The following is an 18,987-nucleotide window of genomic DNA, read 5'->3' on the forward strand; positions in this document are numbered from 1 at the left end:
CGCGGCCTCAGGATGCGGCTGCGGCGGGGGCGGCGAGCAGGGTGTCGGGGTGCGCCTCGACGCTCTGGCCCTCGCCCACGAAGTCCTGCCCCACGGTGATCAGGCGGACGGTCTGCGGCAGGCCGCCGATCCACAGGCCGCGGTCGTCCTCGCGCACCAGCTCGGCGGGGTGGAATTCCACCGTGCCCTTCGCGCCGACCGTCTTCACCCCGACGCGGCCGTCGGCGGAGAGGGAGAGCACCGCGGGGGAGACGAGGTGCGCCATCGCCTGGCCGAGGGGCAGCGCCGCCTCCACCGTCATCCCTTCGGAGAATGCGCCGTCGGGGTTGGCGAACTCCACCTCCACGGTGAAGGTGCGCGTCGCCGCCGCCGCCACCGCGCCGACGTAGGTGACGATGCCGTCGCGGCGCGCGCCGCCGGGCAGCGTGAGCTCCGCCACCGCGCCGGACTTGACCTTGGCGATGGCGCTTTCGGTCACTTGCAGCGACACCTTCAGCGGGTCGAGTTCCACCAGGGCGCCGACCAGTCCCTCCACCGCCAGATAGTCGCCGACCTCCACCGGGCGGCTGTCGAGCACCCCGGCGAAGGGGGCGCGGATCTCGGTGCGCGCGATGTCGAGGCGGGCCGCGGCGGCCCCGGCGGCGGCGTCGTCGCGCGCCGCCTTGGCGGTGGCGAGCTGGATGCGGCTGGCGAACGCCTTGTCGGAAAGCTTGGAGGCCGCGGCGTATTCGATCTCGCGCTGCGCCAGCAGGGACTCCGCCTGCTTGAGCCGGGCGGCGCGGTCGTCCATGGCGAGGCGCACGATCGGCGCGCCCGCGGCCAGCCGGTCGCCGCGCGCCGCCAGCACCGCGGCGACGCGGCCCTTGGTCTCGGCGCGGACGGCGACGCTGCGGTTGGACTTGGAAGTGCCGGTCAGCACGATGCGCGCGGTCACCGGCTGTGCCGTCGAGTCGCGCACGCCGACGCGCACCAGGCGCGCCGCGGAGTCCTGCTTTTGGGGCGGCGAGGCATGGCCGCCGATCAGGCCGGAGCCCACCCAGACCACGCAAACCGCGACGATCGCCGCCGCGGCGAGATAGGACGCCTTGATATGCATACGACACCCCGGACCCGGTGCATTCCCTCTCCGCGCGAAGAATACGCACTGTTGCGCATACCCACAAGCGACACCGCCCGCGCCGCGGATGGAAAAACCCATGCGCCGCCGCCGGGAAGGTGTTGACCAAACGCCACGCCTCCGTAAAAGTGGGTCTCGTCCCCGAACGCCGCCGCGGGAGAGAGCGGGCATGCCCGCCGCCGAAGGAGCAACCGCCCCCGGAAACTCTCAGGCAAACCGAACCGCAGCGATCAGGGGGGCCTCTGGAAAGCAGGCAGGCGCGGTTTCCGCGTCCCGCCTCACCGAAGATGTAAGCCGTTGCGTGGGCGTCCCTCGTTCTCGGCGAATCTTTCAGGTTCCGAAGACAGAGGGGGGCCGTCGGACCGGGTTTCCGGTTCATGGCCGATTCGCGCCTGCCACGGCAGGCGCGGACTTCTGAAAGAGGAACCGATGGGCGAAACCCACTCCGAAGCTCTCCGCGTCACGCCGCTCGATGCCCTGCATCGGCAGCTCGGCGCGCGCATGGTGCCGTTCGCGGGCTATGCCATGCCGGTGCAGTACGAGGGCATCCTCGCCGAGCACGCGCATTGCCGCGAGGCCGCCGCGCTGTTCGATGTCTCCCACATGGGGCAGGCGACGGTGCACCACCCCGATGGCGTCGCCGCCGCCGCCGCGGCCTTCGAGGCGCTGGTCCCCGGCGACCTGCAATCCCTCGCGCCGGGCGCGATCCGCTATACCCTGTTCACCAACCCGGCGGGCGGCATTCTCGACGACCTGATGGTCACCAACGCGGGCGACCACCTGTTCGTCGTGGTCAACGCCGCGTGCAAGGAGGCGGATTTCGCCCACATGGCGGCCAACCTCGCGGGCTGCACCCTCGCCGTGCTGCCCGACCGCGCGCTGGTCGCCCTGCAGGGGCCGAAGGCCGCCGCCGTGCTCTCCCGCTTCGCCCCCGAGGCGGCGGAGATGGCCTTCATGTCCGCGCGGGTGCTGGATATCGGCGGCATCGGCGTGTGGGCCTCGCGTTCCGGCTATACCGGCGAGGACGGCTACGAGATCTCGGTTTCCGCCGCCGAGGCCGAGACCCTGGCGCGCCGTCTTCTGGCGGAGCCGGAAGTGGGCCCGGTCGGCCTGGGGGCGCGCGACAGCCTGCGCCTCGAGGCCGGGCTCTGCCTCTACGGCTCGGACATCGATACCGCCACCACCCCGGTGGAGGCCAATCTCAAGTGGACGATCGGCAAGCGCCGCCGCGCCGAAGGGGGCTTCCCCGGCGCGGAGATCGTTCTGCGCCAGCTCGCCGAGGGCGCGCCGCGCGCCCGCGTCGGCCTGCGCCTGGCGGGCCGCCAGCCCGCCCGCGCACACACCGAAATCGTGGACGAAAACGGCGCGAAGATCGGCGAGATCACCTCCGGCGGCTTCGGTCCGACGGTGCAGGCGGCGATCGCCATGGCCTATGTGGACGCCGCGCACGCCGCCCCGGGAACCCGGGTCGCCTGCATGGTGCGCGGCAAGGCGCTGGACGCCGAGGTGGTGACGATGCCGTTCGCGGCGCACCGCTATTTCAAGGGATGACAGGGAACAAAGGTCAAGGGGACGACAACATGGCGAAGATCTATTTTTCCGAAGAGCATGAATGGATTTCGGTGGAAGGCGGCGTGGGCACCGTCGGCATCACCGAGTACGCGCAGGAACAGCTGGGCGACGTGGTGTTCGTCGAACTGCCGGAAATCGGCGGCGCGGTGGACAAGGGCGACGACGTCGCCGTGGTCGAATCGGTGAAGGCGGCGAGCGAGGTCTACTCCCCGGTCTCCGGCGAGATCGTCGAGATCAACGAGGACCTGGCGGAAGCCCCCGGTCTGGTCAACCAGAGCGCCGAGGCCGACGGCTGGTTCTACAAGATTTCCCTCTCCGAGCCGTCGGAGCTGGACGACCTGATGAACCGCCAGGAATACGACGCCTTCGTCGAAGGGCTGGACTGACATGCGCTATTTGCCGTTGAGCGCGGAGGACCGCGCGGCGATGCTGGCCGCGATCGGGGCGGGGTCGGTTGACGACCTGTTCCGGGATATCCCGGCCGAGGTGCGGGCGGGCGGAACCTTCAAACTGCCCTGCCACCAGGACGAAATGGCGGTGGAGCGCGCCTTCCATGCCTTTGCCTGGCGCAACCTCAGCCCCGCCTGCGCACCCACCTTTCTGGGCGCGGGGGCGTATCGCCACCACATCCCCGCGGCGGTGGACGCGCTGATCCAGCGCGGCGAGTTCCTCACCAGCTACACGCCGTATCAGCCGGAAATCTCCCAGGGCACGTTGCAGGCGCTGTTCGAGTTCCAGACCCAGGTGTGCCTGCTCACCGGCATGGAGGTGTCCAACGCCTCGATGTACGACGCGGCCACCGCCTGCGCCGAGGCGGTGCTGATGGCCGCCCGCGTCACCCGCCGCAAGGCGGCCTTGATCTCCGGTGCGGTGCACCCGCACTATGCCGACGTCATCCTCACCCAGACCGGGCACACCGACATCGCCTGCGAGCGCCTCTCCCCCGATCCCCTGGGCATCGAGGACCTGATGGGCCGCATCGACGAGGGGCTGGCCTGCGTCGTGGTGCAGACGCCGAGCTTCTTCGGCCGCCTCGCCGATTTCACCGCGCTCTCCGCGCAGTGCCGGGCGCATGGGGTGCTGCTCGTCGTCGCGGTGCCGGAGCCGGTTTCCCTCGGCGCGCTGATGCCGCCGGGCGAGATGGGCGCGGACATCGTGGCGGTGGACGGCTCCTCTCTCGGCATGCCGCTCTCCTTCGGCGGGCCGGGCGTCGGGCTCTTCGCCACCCGCGAAAAATACGTGCGCAACATGCCGGGCCGCCTCGTCGGCGAAACCTTGGACGTGGACGGCCGCCGCGGCTGGGTGCTCACCCTCTCCACCCGCGAGCAGCACATCCGCCGCGAGAAGGCCACCTCCAACATCTGCACCAACTCCGGGTTGTGCGCGCTCGCCTTCTCCATCCATGTGGCTCTTCTCGGCGACGCAGGGTTCGCCAAGCTTGCCGCGGTCAACCACGCCGCCGCCTGCGCGCTGGCGCGCAAGGTCGGCGCGGTGAAGGGGGTGAAGGTGGTGACGCCCGCCTTCTTCAACGAGTTCGCGGTGATGCTGCCCAAACCCGCCGCGGCGGTGGTGGAAGCCCTGGCGGAGCGGGGCATCCTCGGCGGGGTGCCGGTTTCCCGCTTCTATCCGATGTTCCCGGAGATGGAGAACCTGCTGCTGCTGTCGGCGACCGAACTCAACACCGACGCGGAGATGTCTGTCCTGGCCAAGGCGCTGACGGAGGTGCTGAAATGAGCGACGTGTTTCCGTCGATGCCCGCGGGCACGGTGACCGGCAACCGCGGCCTGGTGGTCGAGGAGCCGCTGTTGTTCGAACAGGGATCGCCCGGCGGTTCCGGCGTCGATCTGCCGGAGCCGCGCGACCTGCCGGATGCGCTCGGCGGGTTCCGCCGCACCGGGCCGATCGGCCTGCCCGGCCTTTCCGAGCCGCAGGTGGTGCGCCACTACACCCGCCTGTCGCAGAAGAACTATTCCATCGACGCCGGGTTCTATCCGCTCGGCTCCTGCACCATGAAGTACAACCCGCGCCTCAACGAGAAGGTGGCGCGGCTCACCGGCCTGGGCGATCTTCACCCGTTTCAGCCGGTCTCCACGGTGCAGGGCGCGCTCGCCGCGATGGACGCGCTCGCCGCCTGGCTGATGGAGCTGACCGGCATGGCCGGGGTGGCGATGTCGCCCGCCGCCGGCGCGCACGGCGAACTCTGCGGCCTGATGACCATCCGCGCCGCGCAGGAGGCCAAGGGCAACCCGCGCAAGATCATCCTGGTGCCGGAATCCGCGCACGGCACCAACCCGGCCAGCGCCGCTCTCTGCGGCTATTCCGTCGTCGCCATTCCGGCGACGGAGGACGGCCGGGTGGACATCGCGGCGCTGCAGGAGAAGCTCTCCGAGGACGTCGCGGGGATCATGCTCACCAACCCCAACACCTGCGGCCTGTTCGAGCGCGACGTGCGGCAGATCGCCGAGATGGTGCACGCGGCGGGGGCCTTCTTCTACATGGACGGCGCCAACTTCAATGCCCTGATCGGCCGGGTGAAGATCGCCGACCTCGGCGTCGATGCGATGCACATCAACCTGCACAAGACCTTCTCCACGCCGCACGGCGGCGGCGGGCCGGGCGCGGGGCCGACGGTGCTCTCCCCGGCGCTCGCCGCGTTCGCGCCGCTGCCCTTCGTGCGCAAGTCGGGCGATGCCTACGAACTGGTGGAAACCCGCGCCCAGGCGGGGAAGAAGGCGCAGCCCTTCGGCCGGATGAAGGGCTTCCACGGCCAGTTCGGGGTGATGCTGCGGGCGCTCGCCTATGCCATGAGCCTGGGGGCCGACGGCCTGCGCCAGACCTCCGGCGACGCGGTGCTCAACGCCAACTACCTGCTCGCCCGGCTCAAGGACGTGCTTACCGCGCCGTTCGAAGGCCCGTGCATGCACGAGGCGCTGTTCGACGACGGCTTCCTCAAGGATACCGGCGTCACCACGCTGGACTTCGCCAAGGCGCTGATCGACGAGGGCTACCATCCGATGACCATGTACTTCCCCCTGGTGGTGCATGGCGCGCTTCTGATGGAACCCACCGAAAGCGAGAGCAAGCAGACCCTCGACCTGTTCGTCGAGACCGTCCGCGCGCTCGCCGCCAAAGCCCGGGCGGGGGAGGCCGACTTCTTCCACGCCGCGCCCCGGCTGACGCCGCGCCGCCGCCTCGACGAAACCCTCGCCGCCCGCAAGCCGGTGCTGCGCTGGAAGCCGCAGGAAAACTGAAACGTTGCGAGGATCGAAGCCGACCGCCAAAGGCGGTGGGAACGCCCAGTGGGCGTTCCCAAGGCGGAGATCGGACCCCTCGCGCTCCCCCTAACTTTTTCGCCGCACGGACTTATGGCGCTACGCGCAAAAACCAAAAGTTAGGGGAGGGGTGGAGGGTCCGCGACCCTCCACGAAGTTTTATTTTTCGACCCCCATGAAACGAAAAACCCCCGGCTTCGGGGGTTTTTCGTTGCCGGGCGCGGCGGCTCAGTGCGGCGGGCCGGCTTGCGGGTCTTCCAGTTTGCCGAAGCAGAGGCTGACGATGCCCGCGAGCGCGAGGACGGTGAACAGCAGCGCGAGATAGATGACGAACGACACCTGGAACAGCACCGAGCCGACGACGGCGGCGAGGCCGATCACCGCGACCAGCAGAATTCCCAGGGTTTGCAGAACCACGCGCACCATGACCTCCTTCGGCAATGCATCGCCTAGAACATAGTGGCGCGCGCCGGAGGAAAAAAGGGGGAGTTCTCGCTCAGACCTTGAAGTAGGCGCGGTACCACTCGACGAAGCGGGCGATGCCCACCGACACCGGGGTGGACGGCGCATAGCCCACCGCCTCGCGCAGGGCGGTGGTGTCCGCCGCGGTGGCGGGCACGTCGCCCGGCTGCATCGGCAGCAGGTTGAGCGTCGCTTTCTTGCCGAGGCAGGTTTCCAGGGTGTTGATGTAGGTCATCAGCGGCACCGGCGTGCCGCCGCCGATGTTGAAGATGCGGTAGGGGGCGATGCCGCTTCTCGACGGGTCGGGGTTGGCGGTGTCGGCGCGCCAGGCCGGGTCCGCCGCGGCGGGCTGGGCGGCGACGCGCACCACGCCTTCCACGATGTCGTCGATGTAGGTGAAGTCGCGGGTCATCTCGCCGCGGTTGAACACGTCGATGGGTTCGTCCGCGAGGATCGCCTTGGTGAACTTGAACAGCGCCATGTCCGGGCGGCCCCACGGGCCGTAGACGGTGAAGAAGCGTAAGCCCGTGGTCGGCAGGCCGAAGAGGTGGCTGTAGGAGTGCGCCATCACCTCGTTGGACTTCTTGGTGGCGGCGTAGAGGCTCATCTGGTGCGCCGTGCCCTGGCTCTCGGCGAAGGGCATTTCGGCGTTGGCGCCGAATACCGAGCTGGTGGAGGCGTAGACCAGATGCTTCACCCCGCCGTGGCGGCAGCATTCCAGGATGTTGACGAAGCCGACGAGATTGCTGCTGACGTAGGAGAAGGGGTTCTCCACCGAATAGCGCACCCCCGCCTGGGCGGCGAGGTTGATCACCACTTCCGGCGCGTGCTCGGCGAACACCGACTTCAGCATGTCGAGGTTGGCGATGTTGCCGATGACGTCGGTGTAGCCCTCGCGCGCGGCCAGGATGTCGGCGCGCGCCTGCTTCAGGGCCGGGTCGTAATAGGCGTTGCGGTTGTCGATGCCCACCACCTGACGCCCCGCTTCGAGCAGGCGCAAGCAGGTGTGGAAGCCGATGAATCCGGCGGCGCCGGTGACGAGGACGGTCATGCCCTGAACAACCTCTGACGGAAAAAAACGGTGAGGGGCATTAGTGCGGCAGGCGGGGCGAAAAAGCAACCCAATCCTGGGCCAAGCCGCGGCGCGCACGGCCCGGCGGGAGAGGCAGAAAAAGCTACACACGCCCGTCACGCTGTGCTATACAGCCGCCCTTGCCGATGTTTCCGGCCATGCCGGGACCCCTGGTGGGGGATAGTTTAACGGTAGAACCGCGGACTCTGACTCCGTTAGTCGAGGTTCGAATCCTCGTCCCCCAGCCACTAAGTCCGGGCTCATTTTGCGAAAACCCGAGACGCAGATCCAACCGCCGGAAAGCCGCCGCTTTCCGGCGGTTCTGCGTCTGGGGAGCCCCGCCAAGCGAAGCGGAGACGCGGAACAGCGGTGGTTTTCCGGCGACCGCTCTCCGCCATTCTCCGCTCGCTAGATGCGGGGTCCGAAAGGATGGGGCCACCTCTCACGGCCGGATAGGTAAACCTGCCTCGTGCGATGCCAAATCCGGGCGATGCTGGGTTCAACGGGCCTTGATCAACTCGCCGAGCCGCAGTTTCTCAGCCAGGGTGGCCGCTATCCGGTTCATTGTGGCGATGCGTTCGGGTAGGAGGTCGTTGATGATCCGCTGGATCGGGCCGGTAATGCCGAGCGAATGGATCACTAGGCCACCTTCCTGGCGAATTGGCACTGCGATGGCCGCGAGTCCGTCGTCGATCTCGCCGATGCAGGTGGCGTAGCCCCGCGTGTGCACCTTCTCGAACTCGCTGAAAACCCAGGCGCGGTCGGTGCGGGTGTTGATGGCGAGCTTCGGCAGACTGCCTTGCAGAATCGCCTCGATCATGTCCGCTTCCTGGAAGGCGAGTATCGCCTTGGCGGTCGCTGCGGCGTGCGGCGCCATTTCGATGCCGGGCTGAACATAGCTGCGCCAGCGCACCTCCGGCGCCTGGGAGGCGACGACGATGACGCGCGTTCCCTGCAACTTGGTGAGATAGCACGCCTCGTGGGTTTCCTCGGCGAGGGCGGTGAGGTGCGGCCGTGCCAGGGTGGCGTAGTGCCCGCCGTCGGTGCTGGCGTAGAGCAGGCGGGTCAGCCGGTCGCCGGGCACATAGGCGCGCCCCGCGGCCCCGCTTTTCGCCAAGTCGGCGCGAATCAGGCCACGCAACAGGCGGTGCACCGTGGTCTTGGGCAGGTCGAGAAGTCCGGCGATATCGCTGAGAGTCAGACTGCCGGGGAAGCCGACAATCAATTCCAGCACCGCCATGTAGCGTTCGAGAGGGCCTTCGGAGCCGGCATGCGGGGAGGGCTCAGGTTTGTTTTCCGTCATGACGTTTGTTTCGGGAATCGCACTTCCCCACGCGGGCAGCATTGACAAGGTCCTGCGCCGGGGATAGTGTCGTTGCGTTAAACGACAAAATGTTCCGAAAAACGGAACTAGTCAAGAAAAATTTTTTGGGTGGAACAGGAAAGGAAGCAACAACACAGAACATGCAGAGGCAAACCCAATGAGCATGACCAGGCAGGCGTTTCTTGCCGCCGCGTTCGGCGCGGTTTTGGCGTTCCCAGTGCTTCCGGCCGCAGCGCAATCCGGCGGCCCGATCCTAATCGGCGCGACGGTGCCGATTACCGGCCCGCTCTCCCTGACCGGTAAGCAATATTACAACTCCCTGAAAATGGCTGAAGAAGACATCAACGCCGCGGGCGGTATCAGCGGCCGCAAGATTTCGATTGCCTTCGAGGACACCCAGGCTTCCAACAGCACGGCAGTCAACGCCTTCGTCAAGCTGGCGCAGGAGACCAAACCGGCCTTCTTCTTCCTGTCGAGCTATTCCACTCAGAACCTTGCGGTTTCCCCCGAGGTCGCCAAGGTCGGCGTTCCGGCGGTTTATGCGGGCGGCGCTGATGTGGTGTCGGCGGCGGGCAACCCGTGGATGTTCCGCATCCGCCCGGCCGACAGCGTCGCCGCACGGGCCATGGTGCTGTGCGCGCAAACCGTGCTGAAGGTATCGAAGCCCGGCATCATCTACATCCAGAACGACTTCGGCCAGGGCGGCGCCAACGTCGCGGTGAAGCAGTTCGAGGCGGCGGGCATCAAACCCGTGGGGGTGGAGGCCTATGGCCAAAACGACAAGGACTTCTCGGCCCAGATGTTGAGCCTGCGCTCCAAGGGCGCCGATGTGATTCTGCTGTTCAACTACCCGCAGGACGGCGCCATGCTGCTGCGCCAGGCCAAGATGCTCGGCCTCAAGATGCCGGTCATCACCTCCTCGGCGGCGTTGGTTCCGGCCGCGATGCAGTTGCTCACCCCGGCCGATCTCGACAATGTCTGGGGCGTCGTGGATGCCTTCATCGACCCCAGCGTCGGCCCCCGCATGAAGGACTTCATGACGCGATACAAGGCCAAGTTCGGCGTCGATGCCGACCCCTACGGCCTCGCCTATTACGATGCCGCCCTGCTTGTGGCGGAAGGCATGCGCAAGGCCGGCCTTGAGCCCAAGGCGCTGCGCGACTGGATCGCCGTGACCAAGGATTGGCCCGGTATCGGACATACGTTCTCCTACGATGCGCACGGGAACGGCATCTTCGACTTGGCAATCGTCAAGGCGAAGCCCGGCACCAAGACCCTGCAACTCGTCCAGCATGTCAGCGTGAAGTGACGCGTACGCCCCGGTCGGGGCCGTGCGCGGCTTCCGACCGGGCTTGCCGTGACCGGGGCGTTCCGCAGACGTGGGGCGTCCAGAAAGGGTGAACATGTCCGATCTCATTCAATTGTTCGTCAACGGACTTGCGCTCGGCAGCGTCTACGCACTGGCCGCAATCGGGTTCGTCATCGTCTACTCCGCCACCGGCGTGGTGAATTTCGCCTCCGGGCAGTTCGTCATGTTCGGCACCTTTGCCGGGGTTTCCATGCTGCTCGATGCCGGCTTGCCGTGGGCGGTGGGGTATCTTGCCGTGTTCGTGGTGATGGCGGTGTTCGGCGCAGGATTCTTCGCCTGTCTCTATCTGCCGCTACGCAAGAGTCCGGTAGCAACGATGATCATCGGTACCGTGGCGATCGGCATTCTGATGCAGAATGTCGCCCTGCTCGCTTTCGGCTCCTGGCCGTTCCGCCTGCCGTCGCCGCTGGACGGACTGTCGGTGCACATGTTCGGGGCTGTGATCTCGGCACATGCACTGATGGTGGTGGCGGTCACCGCGCTGCTCGTCGGGCTGCTGTGGTTCCTGCTGCACCGTACTCCAGTGGGCATCGGCATGCGTGCCGTGGCGCAGGATATGCGCGCGGCGCGCCTGATGGGGCTGGAGGTCAACCGCCTGCTTGCCTTGTCGTGGATTCTCGCAGCGCTGCTTGCCGGGCTGGCTGGCCTTCTGCTCGGACCGATGTGGTTCGCCGACGTCAACATGGGCGATCCGATCGCGCTCAAAGCGTTTGCCGCCTCGATCATCGGCGGCTTCGGCAGCCTGCCGGGGGCGATCGCCGGAGGAATCTTCGTCGGGCTCACCGAGGTCCTCGGCGCCTCCTACATCTCCTCCGCCTACAAGGACCTGATCGCCTTCGGCATCATGATCCTGTTTCTGCTGGTGCGGCCCCAGGGGCTGTTCGGCGAACGCATTCAGGACCGGGGGTAGGCGATGGCGACGCGTCGTTCCCCGCTTCTGCTCGCCGCGGCCATCCTCGCGGTCGGCCTGGCGCTGTCGGTGGTGCTCTCCGAGTACAACCTGCGTCTGCTCAACCTCTCGGTGATCACCGCGATCGCGGTGATCGGCTTCAATTTCGCCTTCGGCCTGGCGGGGCTGATCTCGCTCGGGCATGCCGCCTTTGTCGGGATGAGCGCCTATACCGTCGCCATCCTCACCACCGCCACAGGCTGGTCGCCCTGGGCCGCGATCCCCATGGCGGTGGCGGGTACCGTGCTGTTCTCCGCGCTGATCGGCTATCCGCTGCTGCGCCTCAAGGGGCACTACCTCGCCCTGGCGACTCTCGGGCTCAACGTCAGTTTCTTCATTATCACCGCCAACTGGCTGTCCCTTACCGGGGGCACCAACGGTATTCCCGGCATTCCACAGCTGCGCCTGCACGGCTATTTCATCTCCGGCGAACGCTACTTCCTGCGTTTCGGCCTGGTTTTCCTGGCGGCGGTGGCCGCCGCCGCTCTCGCCTTCCAGCGCTCGCGGCACGGGCGGGCGATGATCGCGGCGCGCGACGACGAGATCGCCGCGGCAATGTCGGGCATCGACGTCACCCGGGTGCGGGTGGCCGCCTTCGCCCTGTCGGCGGCCTGCGCCGCGGTGGCGGGCGCCCTGTTCGCCGAACACGTCCGCTTCATCGCGCCGGAGGACTTCGGCTACGTCCACTCCATCACCTACCTCGCCATGCTCATCGTCGGCGGCGAGGGCTCGGTGGTGGGAGCGATCCTCGGGGCGGTTCTGCTTACGTTTCTGCCGGAGTGGCTGCGCTTTCTTGGCAACGCCTATCTCGCCTTCTTCGCGGCGATGATGCTCGCCATTCTGATCTTTCTGCCGCGGGGGCTGGTCAGTCTGTTCCGGCGTCGGGCGCCGCGGCGCATCGCGGAGGGCCGGTCATGAAGCTGTTGCAGGCCTGCGGCGTGACCAAGGTGTATGGCGGTCTCCAGGCGCTCACCGACGTAGACCTCACGGTGATGCCGGGCGAATCGGTTGCGGTGATCGGCCCTAACGGCGCCGGAAAGTCCACCTTCCTCAACGTGCTCACCGGCCTCACCCCGCCGACCACGGGGCGGGTGCTGTTCGACGGCACCGACGTGACGAAGCTAGCCACCCACAAACGGGTGCGCCTCGGCATCGGTCGCACCTTCCAGCACGGACGCCTGTTCTCCCGCATGTCGGTTCTGGAGAACGTGATGACCGCGGCGGAGACCTGCCGCCGCGGCGGCGATGGAGCGCCGCGCGAAACGGCGATGCGAGTGCTCGAGCGCATGGGGCTCGCCGCCCAGGCGGCGGAGGCGGTGGGGTCTCTCTCCTACGGCCAGCGCCGCATGGTGGAGATGTGCCGCGTTCTCGCTGGGAAGCCGCGTGTCCTGCTACTCGACGAACCGGCGGCGGGCCTCAACTCCGGCGAGGTGGAGCAGCTGGTGGAACGGCTCGCCGCCCTGCGCGAGGAGCACAGCGTCGCGGTGGTGCTGATCGAGCACAACATGGGCATGGTGATGCGCTTCGCCGAGCGGATCCTGGTGCTTAACTTCGGCAGCACGATCGCCGAGGGCACGCCGGAGGAGATTCAATCCGATCCGGCGGTTCTCACCGCTTACCTGGGCGAGGGGTATTCCCATGCTGACCTGTAAGGACCTCACCGTCGCCTATGGCGAGATCGTCGCGCTGCACGGTCTCTCCCTGACCGTCGGTACGGGCGAGACGGTCGCCCTGATCGGCGCCAACGGGGCGGGTAAAACCACCCTGCTCAACGCGATCTCCGGGTTGCAGCCGGTGCTCTCGGGCGACATCCGCTTCGAGGACGAGTCCCTCGCCGGTGTGGCAGCGGCCCACCGCGTGCGCAAGGGCATTGCCCAGGCACCGGAGGGACGCCGCATCTTTCCCGGTCTCACCGTGGAGGAGAACCTTGCCGTCGCCACCGCACCGTGGCGGCGCTGGGGGGAAAAGATCGCCCTCGACCTGGAGCGCGTCTACGACCTCTTCCCCCGCCTCAAGGAGCGCCGCATCCAGCTCGGTTGGTCGCTCTCCGGCGGCGAGCAGCAGATGCTGGCGATCGGCAGGGCGCTGATGGCGCGGCCGAAGCTGCTGCTGCTCGACGAACCGTCGCTCGGCCTGGCGCCACGGCTGGCGGAAGACGTCTACGAGCAGGTCCGCCGCATCGGCGAGTCCGGCCTGACCATCCTTGTCGTCGAACAGAACACCGTGCTGGCGCTGGCCGTCGCGGACCGCGGCTACGTGCTGGAGAACGGCCGCGTCATCCTCGACGGCCCTGCCGCGGAACTGAAACGCAATGCCCTCGTACGCGAGGCCTACCTCGGCCGCTAGAGCGGCCCCGGCGGACGCATCCGGTCACAGGAGAACGACCATGAGCTACCCCGACCCCAACTCCCGCTCCCAGGCGCTCTACGCCCGCGCACGGCGGAGCCTGCCCGGCGGGAACACCCGCACCACGGTGTTCATGAAGCCCTATCCGATCTACGCTGCGCGCGGCGAGGGCTGCCGTATCGTCGATGTCGACGGGGTGTCGCGCATCGACTGCATCAACAATTTCACCTCGCTGATCCACGGCCACGCCCACCCCGCCCTGGTCGAGGCGGCATGCCGCCAGGCGGCGCTCGGCACCTGCTTCGGCATGCCGACGGAATCGGAGATCGACCTCGCCGAACTGATCGTCGGGCGCGTCGCCGCGGTAGACCAGGTGCGCTTCACCAATTCCGGCACCGAGGCGGTGATGATGGCGCTCAAGGCCGCCCGTGCCTACACCGACCGCCCTCGCATCGCGAAGTGCGAAGGCGCCTACCACGGCTCCTACGACTATGCGGAGGTCAGCCTCGACCCGACCCCCGAGGTGTGGGGCGCTAACGTCCCGGTCTCGGTGGCCTATGCGCAGGGCACGCCCCAGGGAGTGCTCGACGACGTTCTCACTCTGCCGTTCAACGATCCCGACGCCGCGGCCGGTCTGCTGCGCGAGCACGGCAGCGGGCTGGCGTGCGTGCTGGTCGACCCGATGCCCAACCGCGCCGGTCTGGTCCCCGCGGATCCGGCCTATCTGCAGATGCTGCGCGAGGTGACGCGGGAGATCGGCGCGCTCCTTGTCTTCGACGAGGTGATCTCCTTCCGCCTCGGCTACCACGGCGCGCAGGGCCTGTGGAACATCGCGCCGGACCTCACCACCTTCGGCAAGATCATCGGCGGCGGCTTCCCGGTCGGGGCGGTCGGCGGCGGCGCGGAATTCATGCAGGTGTTCGATCCGAGCGCGGGCAAGCCCGCACTGCCGCACGGCGGTACCTTCTCCGCCAATCCGGTGACGATGCGTGCCGGGTGCGCGGCGATGGAGCTGCTCGACGAAGCGGCGTTCGCGCGTCTAGACGCCATCGGCGAGGCGGTGCGCACGGGCATCGACGCGGCGTTCCGGCGGCACGGCGTGCCCGGCCGCACCACAGGCCTCGGCTCCCTGCTCAAAGTGCACTTCGCCGACCAGCCGGTGCGCGACTACCGCTCCGCCTATGGCGGCGCCGAGGAGGCGCGCCGTCTCGCGCTGTTTCACCGCGGCCTGCTCGACCGTGGGGTAGTCGCCGCGGGCTACGGGCTGATGGCATTCTCGACACCGATGACCGATGCCGACGTCGCGGCGGTGATCGCCGCTGCCGATGGCGCCCTCTCCGAGGTGGCGAAAACAGTATAACTATATGTTATTACGCCATTTTTTAATGTGCCGCAGGAGCGGCGCAGCGGGGAGTGGCGGCCCGATTCACAGTCAGGAGACCTGAAATGCCGCATGAGATCGACCCCATCACGCGTTCCGTCGTACAGCACCGGCTGTCGTCGATCGTGACGGAGGTGGGCGAGGCGATGCTGCGCACGTCGTATTCGCAGATCCTCAATTCCAGCCGCGATTTCTCGATCGCCATCTGCGACACCCAATGCCGCCTGATCGCACAGGCGGACCACATTCCGGTGCATGTGGGCGCGATGCCGTGGGCGGCGCGGGCCATCGAGGAGCGCTTCGACGACATCGTTCCCGGCGATGTGATGCTGCTTAACGATCCCTACCACGGCGGCAGCCATCTGCCCGATCTCACGGTGTTCGTGCCGGTGTTCGACGGGGAGGTGCGACTGTTTTGGATCATCGTGCGCGCGCATCAGAGCGACATCGGCGGCACCGCCCACGGCGGCTACAATCCGGACGCCACCGAGATCTGGCAGGAGGGCCTGCGGGTGCCGCCGATCCGCCTCTACGAGGCGGGACGTCTGCGTGAAGATCTGCTCGACATGCTGGCGCTCAACGTTCGCAACGCCCGCGATTTCCGTGGCGATCTCGCGGCGATGGTCGGTGCCGCCAACCTTGGCCGCCGCCGCATGGAGAAGCTGTTTTCCGAGTTCGGCAGCCCGGTGGTGGCGGGCGCTGTGGATTCGATCCTCGACGCCACCGAGCGGCAGACCCGCGACGTGGTGGCCACCTGGGCGGACGGGGTCTATTACGGCGAGGCCTTCCTCGACGACGACGGGCGCGGACGCAGCGACATCCGTATCGCCGCAACGGTGACCAAGCGCGGCAGCGACGTGGAGGTGGACCTCAGCGGCTCCGATCCGCAGACCGACAGCTTCGTCAACTCCTCCTATGCCAACACCCAGGCGGCGGTGGTGATGGCCTTCGCCTACCTGATCGACCCCGAAATTCCGAAGAACGCAGGTGCCCTGCGGCCGCTCAAGGTGGTGCTGAAGCCGGGCAGCATCGTTTGGGCCGATCCCGGACGTCCGGTGACCCTGTGTACCAGCCACCCCTCCAATGAGATCGTGGAGGCGGTGGTGAAGGCCATGGCCGGCGCCTGCCCGCGCCGTGCCATGGCCGGATGGGGCCGGCGCTTCCGCATGGCGATTCAAGGCGAGGATCCGCGCACCGGGCGCAGCTTCATCTGGCACATGTTCCAGGCGCGGCCCGGCGGCGGCGGCTCTTCGGGCGGCGACGGCTGGTCGTCCATTGGCGAGTGGCATTCGGTGGGTGGCATCAAGTTCGGCAGCATCGAGGTCACCGAAGCGCGCTTCCCGCTGCATTTCCGTACCCACGAGTTCCTCCCCGGCTCGGGTGGCGACGGGGAGTTCCGCGGCGGTCTCGGCGGCAGCCTCGACCTCGTCTTTGAGATCGACAAGCCCGCCTTCGCCAATACCGCGGGCGAGGGCGTGCGCCATGGCGCCTGCGGCATGCTGGGCGGTGCCGACGGTGCACCTCACGACTACCGCCTAGTCTCCCCCGACGGCGAGGTGCGCCGCCTGAAGACCAAGGAGACGGGCATCGAAATCCGCCCCGGCGACGTGCTGGAGGTGCGCTCCGGCGGCGGCGGCGGCTGGGGCCCGCCGTCGCGGCGCACCGCAGTGGCGCGGCGGCGCGATCGCGAACTCGGACTGGTGGACCCCACGACCGGCGGGGAGGTGTGATCATGTTGACCATAGGCATCGACGTCGGGGGCACCTTCACGGACCTCGTCGCCATCGACGAAGCCGGGCGTACCGTCTTCGTCAAGTCGCCCTCCACCCCGGCGGACCAGTCGGTCGGCGTGATGACCGGCCTGGAAGAACTGGCGGCACGCCTGGAGATGAGCCGTGCCGACATGCTGGCGGCGACCGGCCGCCTGGTGCACGGCACCACCGTTGCCACCAATGCCCTTCTGGAGCGCAAGGGTGCGGTGGTGGCGCTGCTCACCACCGAGGGCCACCGCGACGTTCTGGAGATGCGCGAAGGCCTGAAGGGCGACCGCTACGACCTGCGCACCCCGCCGCCCGACCCCCTGGTGCCGCGCAATCTGCGCTTCGGCGTGCGCGAACGCCTGCGCGCCGACGGCACGGTCGAAACACCGCTCGACCCCGCTTCCCTCGACCGGGCGGTGGCGGGCGTCCGTGCCGCCGGTGTCACCGCGGTGGCGGTGTGCTATCTGCACTCCTACCGCAATCCGGCGCACGAGATCGCCACGGTGGAGCGCCTGCAGAAAGAGTTCCCCGATCTCTACGTCACGCGCTCCAGCGACGTCTGGCCGCAGATCAAGGAATACGAGCGGGTCTCCACCACCGTGGTCAACGCCTACGTCGGGCCGGTGGTGCGCCGCTATTTCGGCAATCTCGAGCGGCGCCTCGCCGAGGCGGGATTCGGCGGTTCGCTGTTCATCATTCTGTCGCACGGCGGCATGGCGCCGGTGGAAGAGGCGGCCCGCCTCGCCGCGGGCACCGTGCTCTCCGGCCCCGCGGGCGGAATTTCCGGCTGCTGCCGTTGCGCCGAGTGGCTGGGCGTCTCCGACCTAGTGGCGTTCGACATGGGCGGCACCAGCACCGACATCTCCCTGGTTGCCGACGGCCAGGCGACGCTCTCCGCCGACGGTGGCCTCGCCGGGCAGCGCATCGCCCTGCGCAGCCTCGACATCGCCAGTATCGCCGCAGGCGGCGGCTCCATCGCCCATGTCGATGCCGGCGGGATTTTGCACGTCGGGCCGGAAAGCGCCGGGTCGGTGCCCGGACCCGCCTGCTACGGCAACGGTGGCGAGGCGGCGGCGGTGACCGATGCCAACGTCGTCCTCGGCTATCTCGACGCCGATGCCTTCCTCGGCGGCAAAAGCCGCCTCGACCGCGTCGCCGCCGACGCGGCGGTGGATCGCGTCGCCGCCGGGCTGGCGCTGCCGCGCGCCGAAACCGCGGCGGGCATCCACCGCCTGGTGAGCCTCAAGATGGCCGACGGCATCCGTCTGATGACCCTGCGCCGCGGCATCGATCCGCGCCGCTTCGCCATGCTGAGCTTCGGCGGCGCTGCCGGGCTGCACGCCGTGGAGGTGGCGCGCGAGCTGGAGGTCCGGCGCATCGTCGTGCCGGTCACCGCCTCCGTCCTCTCCGCCTGGGGAATGCTGTCGAGCAACCTGCGTTACGAGGTCGGCCGCACCTCCATCGGCATCGACGGCCCGGCGGGAGAGGAGAATATCCGTACCGTCTTCAACGACCTGGAGGCCCAGGCGCGGACCCGCCTTTCCGCTTGGTTCGACGGCTCGGTGGAGATGGAGCGTTCCGCCGAAATGCGCTACGGCGAGCAGATCTTCGAAATCGACGTGCCGCTGGACGATATCGACTGGGAAGCGCCGGGCCTCATCGCCCGCATCGAGGAGCAGTTCCACCGTCGTCATGAAGACCTCTACACCTATGCCCTGCACGACCAGGAAGTGGTGTTCGTCAACGCCCGCGTCGCCGCGGTGGGCCGCGTGCCGAAGCTGTGCCACGAACGCCTGAGCGGCCGGGCGGAAGCCGCACCGCTGCCCCGAACCCACCGCCGTGCCTGGTTCGGCGGCTGGTGGGAGGTGCCGGTCTACGATCTCCCTGCCCTGCGCTTTGGGCAGGAGATCGCGGGTCCGGCGATCATCGAGGCGGAAACCACCACGGTGGTAATCGGCGAGAAGGACAGGATGACGGTCAACGACCTCGGCTGGCTCGACATCTCTGTGGGCGGCACTTCGGCCTGATTGCCCAGCATCAGGGCCCGGCCTCTGTGGGAGGCCGGGCCCTGTGGCAATTCTCTGGAGATGGTTCAAGTTGGTGCGTCTTTTGGGAAAGGGCGCTCCGAGCATCTTGTCGAACATACTTGATGCCCCATAGTTGACGGGCGCTTTTCGGCCCTTTTTGCTCCCTCCGCCATGCGCCCATTACCGTCGTCCTTGGCCAAGCTGTGGCGTCTCACAACGGACATTGTCTTTACGCAAAGCGATGGGGATGCCGATAATCGGCCCTGGCGTCGAAACATGATTGCTGCTCCCACTTTCCGAGATATTTTATGTCGGAATCCGAAAATGGAGTGTCAT

Annotated in this window: 16 protein-coding genes, 1 tRNA gene and 1 riboswitch; of the genes, 13 read left to right on the forward strand and 4 right to left on the reverse strand. The window is 67.8% G+C overall.

Going from position 1 to position 18,987, the window contains the following annotated elements:
* Nucleotides 1–7 precede the first annotated feature (7 nt).
* Nucleotides 8–1,096: an efflux RND transporter periplasmic adaptor subunit gene (locus O7R11_RS03155; protein WP_337996033.1), complete on the reverse strand. Its 1,089-nt coding sequence runs from the start codon at nucleotides 1,094–1,096 to the stop codon at nucleotides 8–10.
* A gap of 165 nt (nucleotides 1,097–1,261) precedes the next feature.
* Nucleotides 1,262–1,351, forward strand: a riboswitch (glycine riboswitch).
* Nucleotides 1,352–1,546: 195 nt separating this feature from the next.
* On the opposite strand from O7R11_RS03155, the gene gcvT reads away from it, so the two are divergent.
* From gcvT to gcvPB, 4 genes are read left to right on the forward strand one after another with little or no spacing between them, the layout of a single operon-like run.
* The gene (gene gcvT, locus O7R11_RS03160) at nucleotides 1,547–2,668 is read left to right on the forward strand and encodes a glycine cleavage system aminomethyltransferase GcvT (protein WP_337996034.1); all 1,122 of its coding nucleotides are present in this window, start codon (nucleotides 1,547–1,549) and stop codon (nucleotides 2,666–2,668) included.
* A gap of 29 nt (nucleotides 2,669–2,697) precedes the next feature.
* Entirely contained in the window at nucleotides 2,698–3,075 is a 378-nt protein-coding gene (gene gcvH, locus O7R11_RS03165; protein WP_337996035.1) for a glycine cleavage system protein GcvH, read from the forward strand.
* Between the two features lies 1 nt (nucleotide 3,076).
* A complete protein-coding gene (gene gcvPA / locus O7R11_RS03170) occupies nucleotides 3,077–4,423 on the forward strand; it encodes an aminomethyl-transferring glycine dehydrogenase subunit GcvPA (RefSeq protein ID WP_337996036.1) in 1,347 nt (448 codons plus the stop codon).
* The gene (gcvPB, locus tag O7R11_RS03175; protein WP_337996037.1) at nucleotides 4,420–5,940 is read left to right on the forward strand and encodes an aminomethyl-transferring glycine dehydrogenase subunit GcvPB; all 1,521 of its coding nucleotides are present in this window, start codon (nucleotides 4,420–4,422) and stop codon (nucleotides 5,938–5,940) included. The genes gcvPA and gcvPB overlap by 4 nt, the downstream gene beginning before the upstream one ends.
* A gap of 249 nt (nucleotides 5,941–6,189) precedes the next feature.
* On the opposite strand, the gene O7R11_RS03180 is transcribed toward gcvPB, so the two are convergent.
* Nucleotides 6,190–6,387 (reverse strand): hypothetical protein, encoded by a 198-nt coding sequence (locus O7R11_RS03180; protein WP_337996038.1) that lies wholly within the window; start codon nucleotides 6,385–6,387, stop codon nucleotides 6,190–6,192.
* Between the two features lie 70 nt (nucleotides 6,388–6,457).
* Nucleotides 6,458–7,474 carry an NAD-dependent epimerase gene (locus O7R11_RS03185; protein WP_337996039.1) on the reverse strand — a complete coding sequence of 339 codons (1,017 nt, stop codon included), beginning with the start codon at nucleotides 7,472–7,474 and terminating at the stop codon, nucleotides 6,458–6,460.
* A gap of 195 nt (nucleotides 7,475–7,669) precedes the next feature.
* On the opposite strand from O7R11_RS03185, the gene O7R11_RS03190 reads away from it, so the two are divergent.
* A tRNA-Gln gene (locus O7R11_RS03190) sits at nucleotides 7,670–7,743 on the forward strand.
* A 251-nt stretch (nucleotides 7,744–7,994) separates the two neighbouring features.
* Here O7R11_RS03190 and O7R11_RS03195 read toward each other — a convergent pair.
* Entirely contained in the window at nucleotides 7,995–8,840 is an 846-nt protein-coding gene (locus tag O7R11_RS03195) for an IclR family transcriptional regulator (RefSeq protein ID WP_337996040.1), read from the reverse strand.
* 136 nt (nucleotides 8,841–8,976) lie between these two features.
* Here O7R11_RS03195 and O7R11_RS03200 point away from each other — a divergent pair, with 136 nt between their 5' ends.
* The 8 genes from O7R11_RS03200 to O7R11_RS03235 all read left to right on the forward strand — a co-directional run bounded on the left by O7R11_RS03200 (nucleotide 8,977) and on the right by O7R11_RS03235 (nucleotide 18,651).
* A complete protein-coding gene (locus tag O7R11_RS03200; RefSeq protein ID WP_337996041.1) occupies nucleotides 8,977–10,128 on the forward strand; it encodes an ABC transporter substrate-binding protein in 1,152 nt (383 codons plus the stop codon).
* Nucleotides 10,129–10,222: 94 nt separating this feature from the next.
* Nucleotides 10,223–11,098: a branched-chain amino acid ABC transporter permease gene (locus O7R11_RS03205; RefSeq protein WP_337996042.1), complete on the forward strand. Its 876-nt coding sequence runs from the start codon at nucleotides 10,223–10,225 to the stop codon at nucleotides 11,096–11,098.
* Nucleotides 11,099–11,101: 3 nt separating this feature from the next.
* A complete protein-coding gene (locus O7R11_RS03210; protein WP_337996043.1) occupies nucleotides 11,102–12,055 on the forward strand; it encodes a branched-chain amino acid ABC transporter permease in 954 nt (317 codons plus the stop codon).
* Nucleotides 12,052–12,789 (forward strand): ABC transporter ATP-binding protein, encoded by a 738-nt coding sequence (locus tag O7R11_RS03215; protein ID WP_337996044.1) that lies wholly within the window; start codon nucleotides 12,052–12,054, stop codon nucleotides 12,787–12,789. The genes O7R11_RS03210 and O7R11_RS03215 overlap by 4 nt, the downstream gene beginning before the upstream one ends.
* On the forward strand, nucleotides 12,776–13,483 hold the full coding sequence (locus O7R11_RS03220) for an ABC transporter ATP-binding protein (protein ID WP_337996045.1): 708 nt from the start codon (nucleotides 12,776–12,778) through the stop codon (nucleotides 13,481–13,483). Before O7R11_RS03215 ends, O7R11_RS03220 begins: the two co-directional genes overlap by 14 nt.
* A 40-nt stretch (nucleotides 13,484–13,523) precedes the next feature.
* On the forward strand, nucleotides 13,524–14,843 hold the full coding sequence (locus O7R11_RS03225) for an aspartate aminotransferase family protein (protein ID WP_337996046.1): 1,320 nt from the start codon (nucleotides 13,524–13,526) through the stop codon (nucleotides 14,841–14,843).
* A gap of 86 nt (nucleotides 14,844–14,929) precedes the next feature.
* Nucleotides 14,930–16,594 (forward strand): hydantoinase B/oxoprolinase family protein, encoded by a 1,665-nt coding sequence (locus tag O7R11_RS03230; protein ID WP_337996047.1) that lies wholly within the window; start codon nucleotides 14,930–14,932, stop codon nucleotides 16,592–16,594.
* Between the two features lie 2 nt (nucleotides 16,595–16,596).
* The gene (locus O7R11_RS03235; RefSeq protein ID WP_337996048.1) at nucleotides 16,597–18,651 is read left to right on the forward strand and encodes a hydantoinase/oxoprolinase family protein; all 2,055 of its coding nucleotides are present in this window, start codon (nucleotides 16,597–16,599) and stop codon (nucleotides 18,649–18,651) included.
* Nucleotides 18,652–18,987 lie beyond the last annotated feature (336 nt).

The organism is Oleispirillum naphthae (assembly GCA_027864655.1).
Lineage (GTDB): Bacteria > Pseudomonadota > Alphaproteobacteria > Rhodospirillales > Rhodospirillaceae > Oleispirillum > Oleispirillum naphthae.

Excerpts from the sequence above, each read along its gene's own strand:
- O7R11_RS03155 (WP_337996033.1), bottom strand. The coding sequence starts at position 1,096 with ATGCATATCAAGGCGTCCTATCTCGCCGCGGCGGCGATCGTCGCGGTT.
- gcvT (WP_337996034.1), top strand. The coding sequence starts at position 1,547 with ATGGGCGAAACCCACTCCGAAGCTCTCCGCGTCACGCCGCTCGATGCC.
- gcvH (WP_337996035.1), top strand. The coding sequence starts at position 2,698 with ATGGCGAAGATCTATTTTTCCGAAGAGCATGAATGGATTTCGGTGGAA.
- gcvPA (WP_337996036.1), top strand. The coding sequence starts at position 3,077 with ATGCGCTATTTGCCGTTGAGCGCGGAGGACCGCGCGGCGATGCTGGCC.
- gcvPB (WP_337996037.1), top strand. The coding sequence starts at position 4,420 with ATGAGCGACGTGTTTCCGTCGATGCCCGCGGGCACGGTGACCGGCAAC.
- O7R11_RS03180 (WP_337996038.1), bottom strand. The coding sequence starts at position 6,387 with ATGGTGCGCGTGGTTCTGCAAACCCTGGGAATTCTGCTGGTCGCGGTG.
- O7R11_RS03185 (WP_337996039.1), bottom strand. The coding sequence starts at position 7,474 with ATGACCGTCCTCGTCACCGGCGCCGCCGGATTCATCGGCTTCCACACC.
- O7R11_RS03195 (WP_337996040.1), bottom strand. The coding sequence starts at position 8,840 with ATGCTGCCCGCGTGGGGAAGTGCGATTCCCGAAACAAACGTCATGACG.
- O7R11_RS03200 (WP_337996041.1), top strand. The coding sequence starts at position 8,977 with ATGAGCATGACCAGGCAGGCGTTTCTTGCCGCCGCGTTCGGCGCGGTT.
- O7R11_RS03205 (WP_337996042.1), top strand. The coding sequence starts at position 10,223 with ATGTCCGATCTCATTCAATTGTTCGTCAACGGACTTGCGCTCGGCAGC.
- O7R11_RS03210 (WP_337996043.1), top strand. The coding sequence starts at position 11,102 with ATGGCGACGCGTCGTTCCCCGCTTCTGCTCGCCGCGGCCATCCTCGCG.
- O7R11_RS03215 (WP_337996044.1), top strand. The coding sequence starts at position 12,052 with ATGAAGCTGTTGCAGGCCTGCGGCGTGACCAAGGTGTATGGCGGTCTC.
- O7R11_RS03220 (WP_337996045.1), top strand. The coding sequence starts at position 12,776 with ATGCTGACCTGTAAGGACCTCACCGTCGCCTATGGCGAGATCGTCGCG.
- O7R11_RS03225 (WP_337996046.1), top strand. The coding sequence starts at position 13,524 with ATGAGCTACCCCGACCCCAACTCCCGCTCCCAGGCGCTCTACGCCCGC.
- O7R11_RS03230 (WP_337996047.1), top strand. The coding sequence starts at position 14,930 with ATGCCGCATGAGATCGACCCCATCACGCGTTCCGTCGTACAGCACCGG.
- O7R11_RS03235 (WP_337996048.1), top strand. The coding sequence starts at position 16,597 with ATGTTGACCATAGGCATCGACGTCGGGGGCACCTTCACGGACCTCGTC.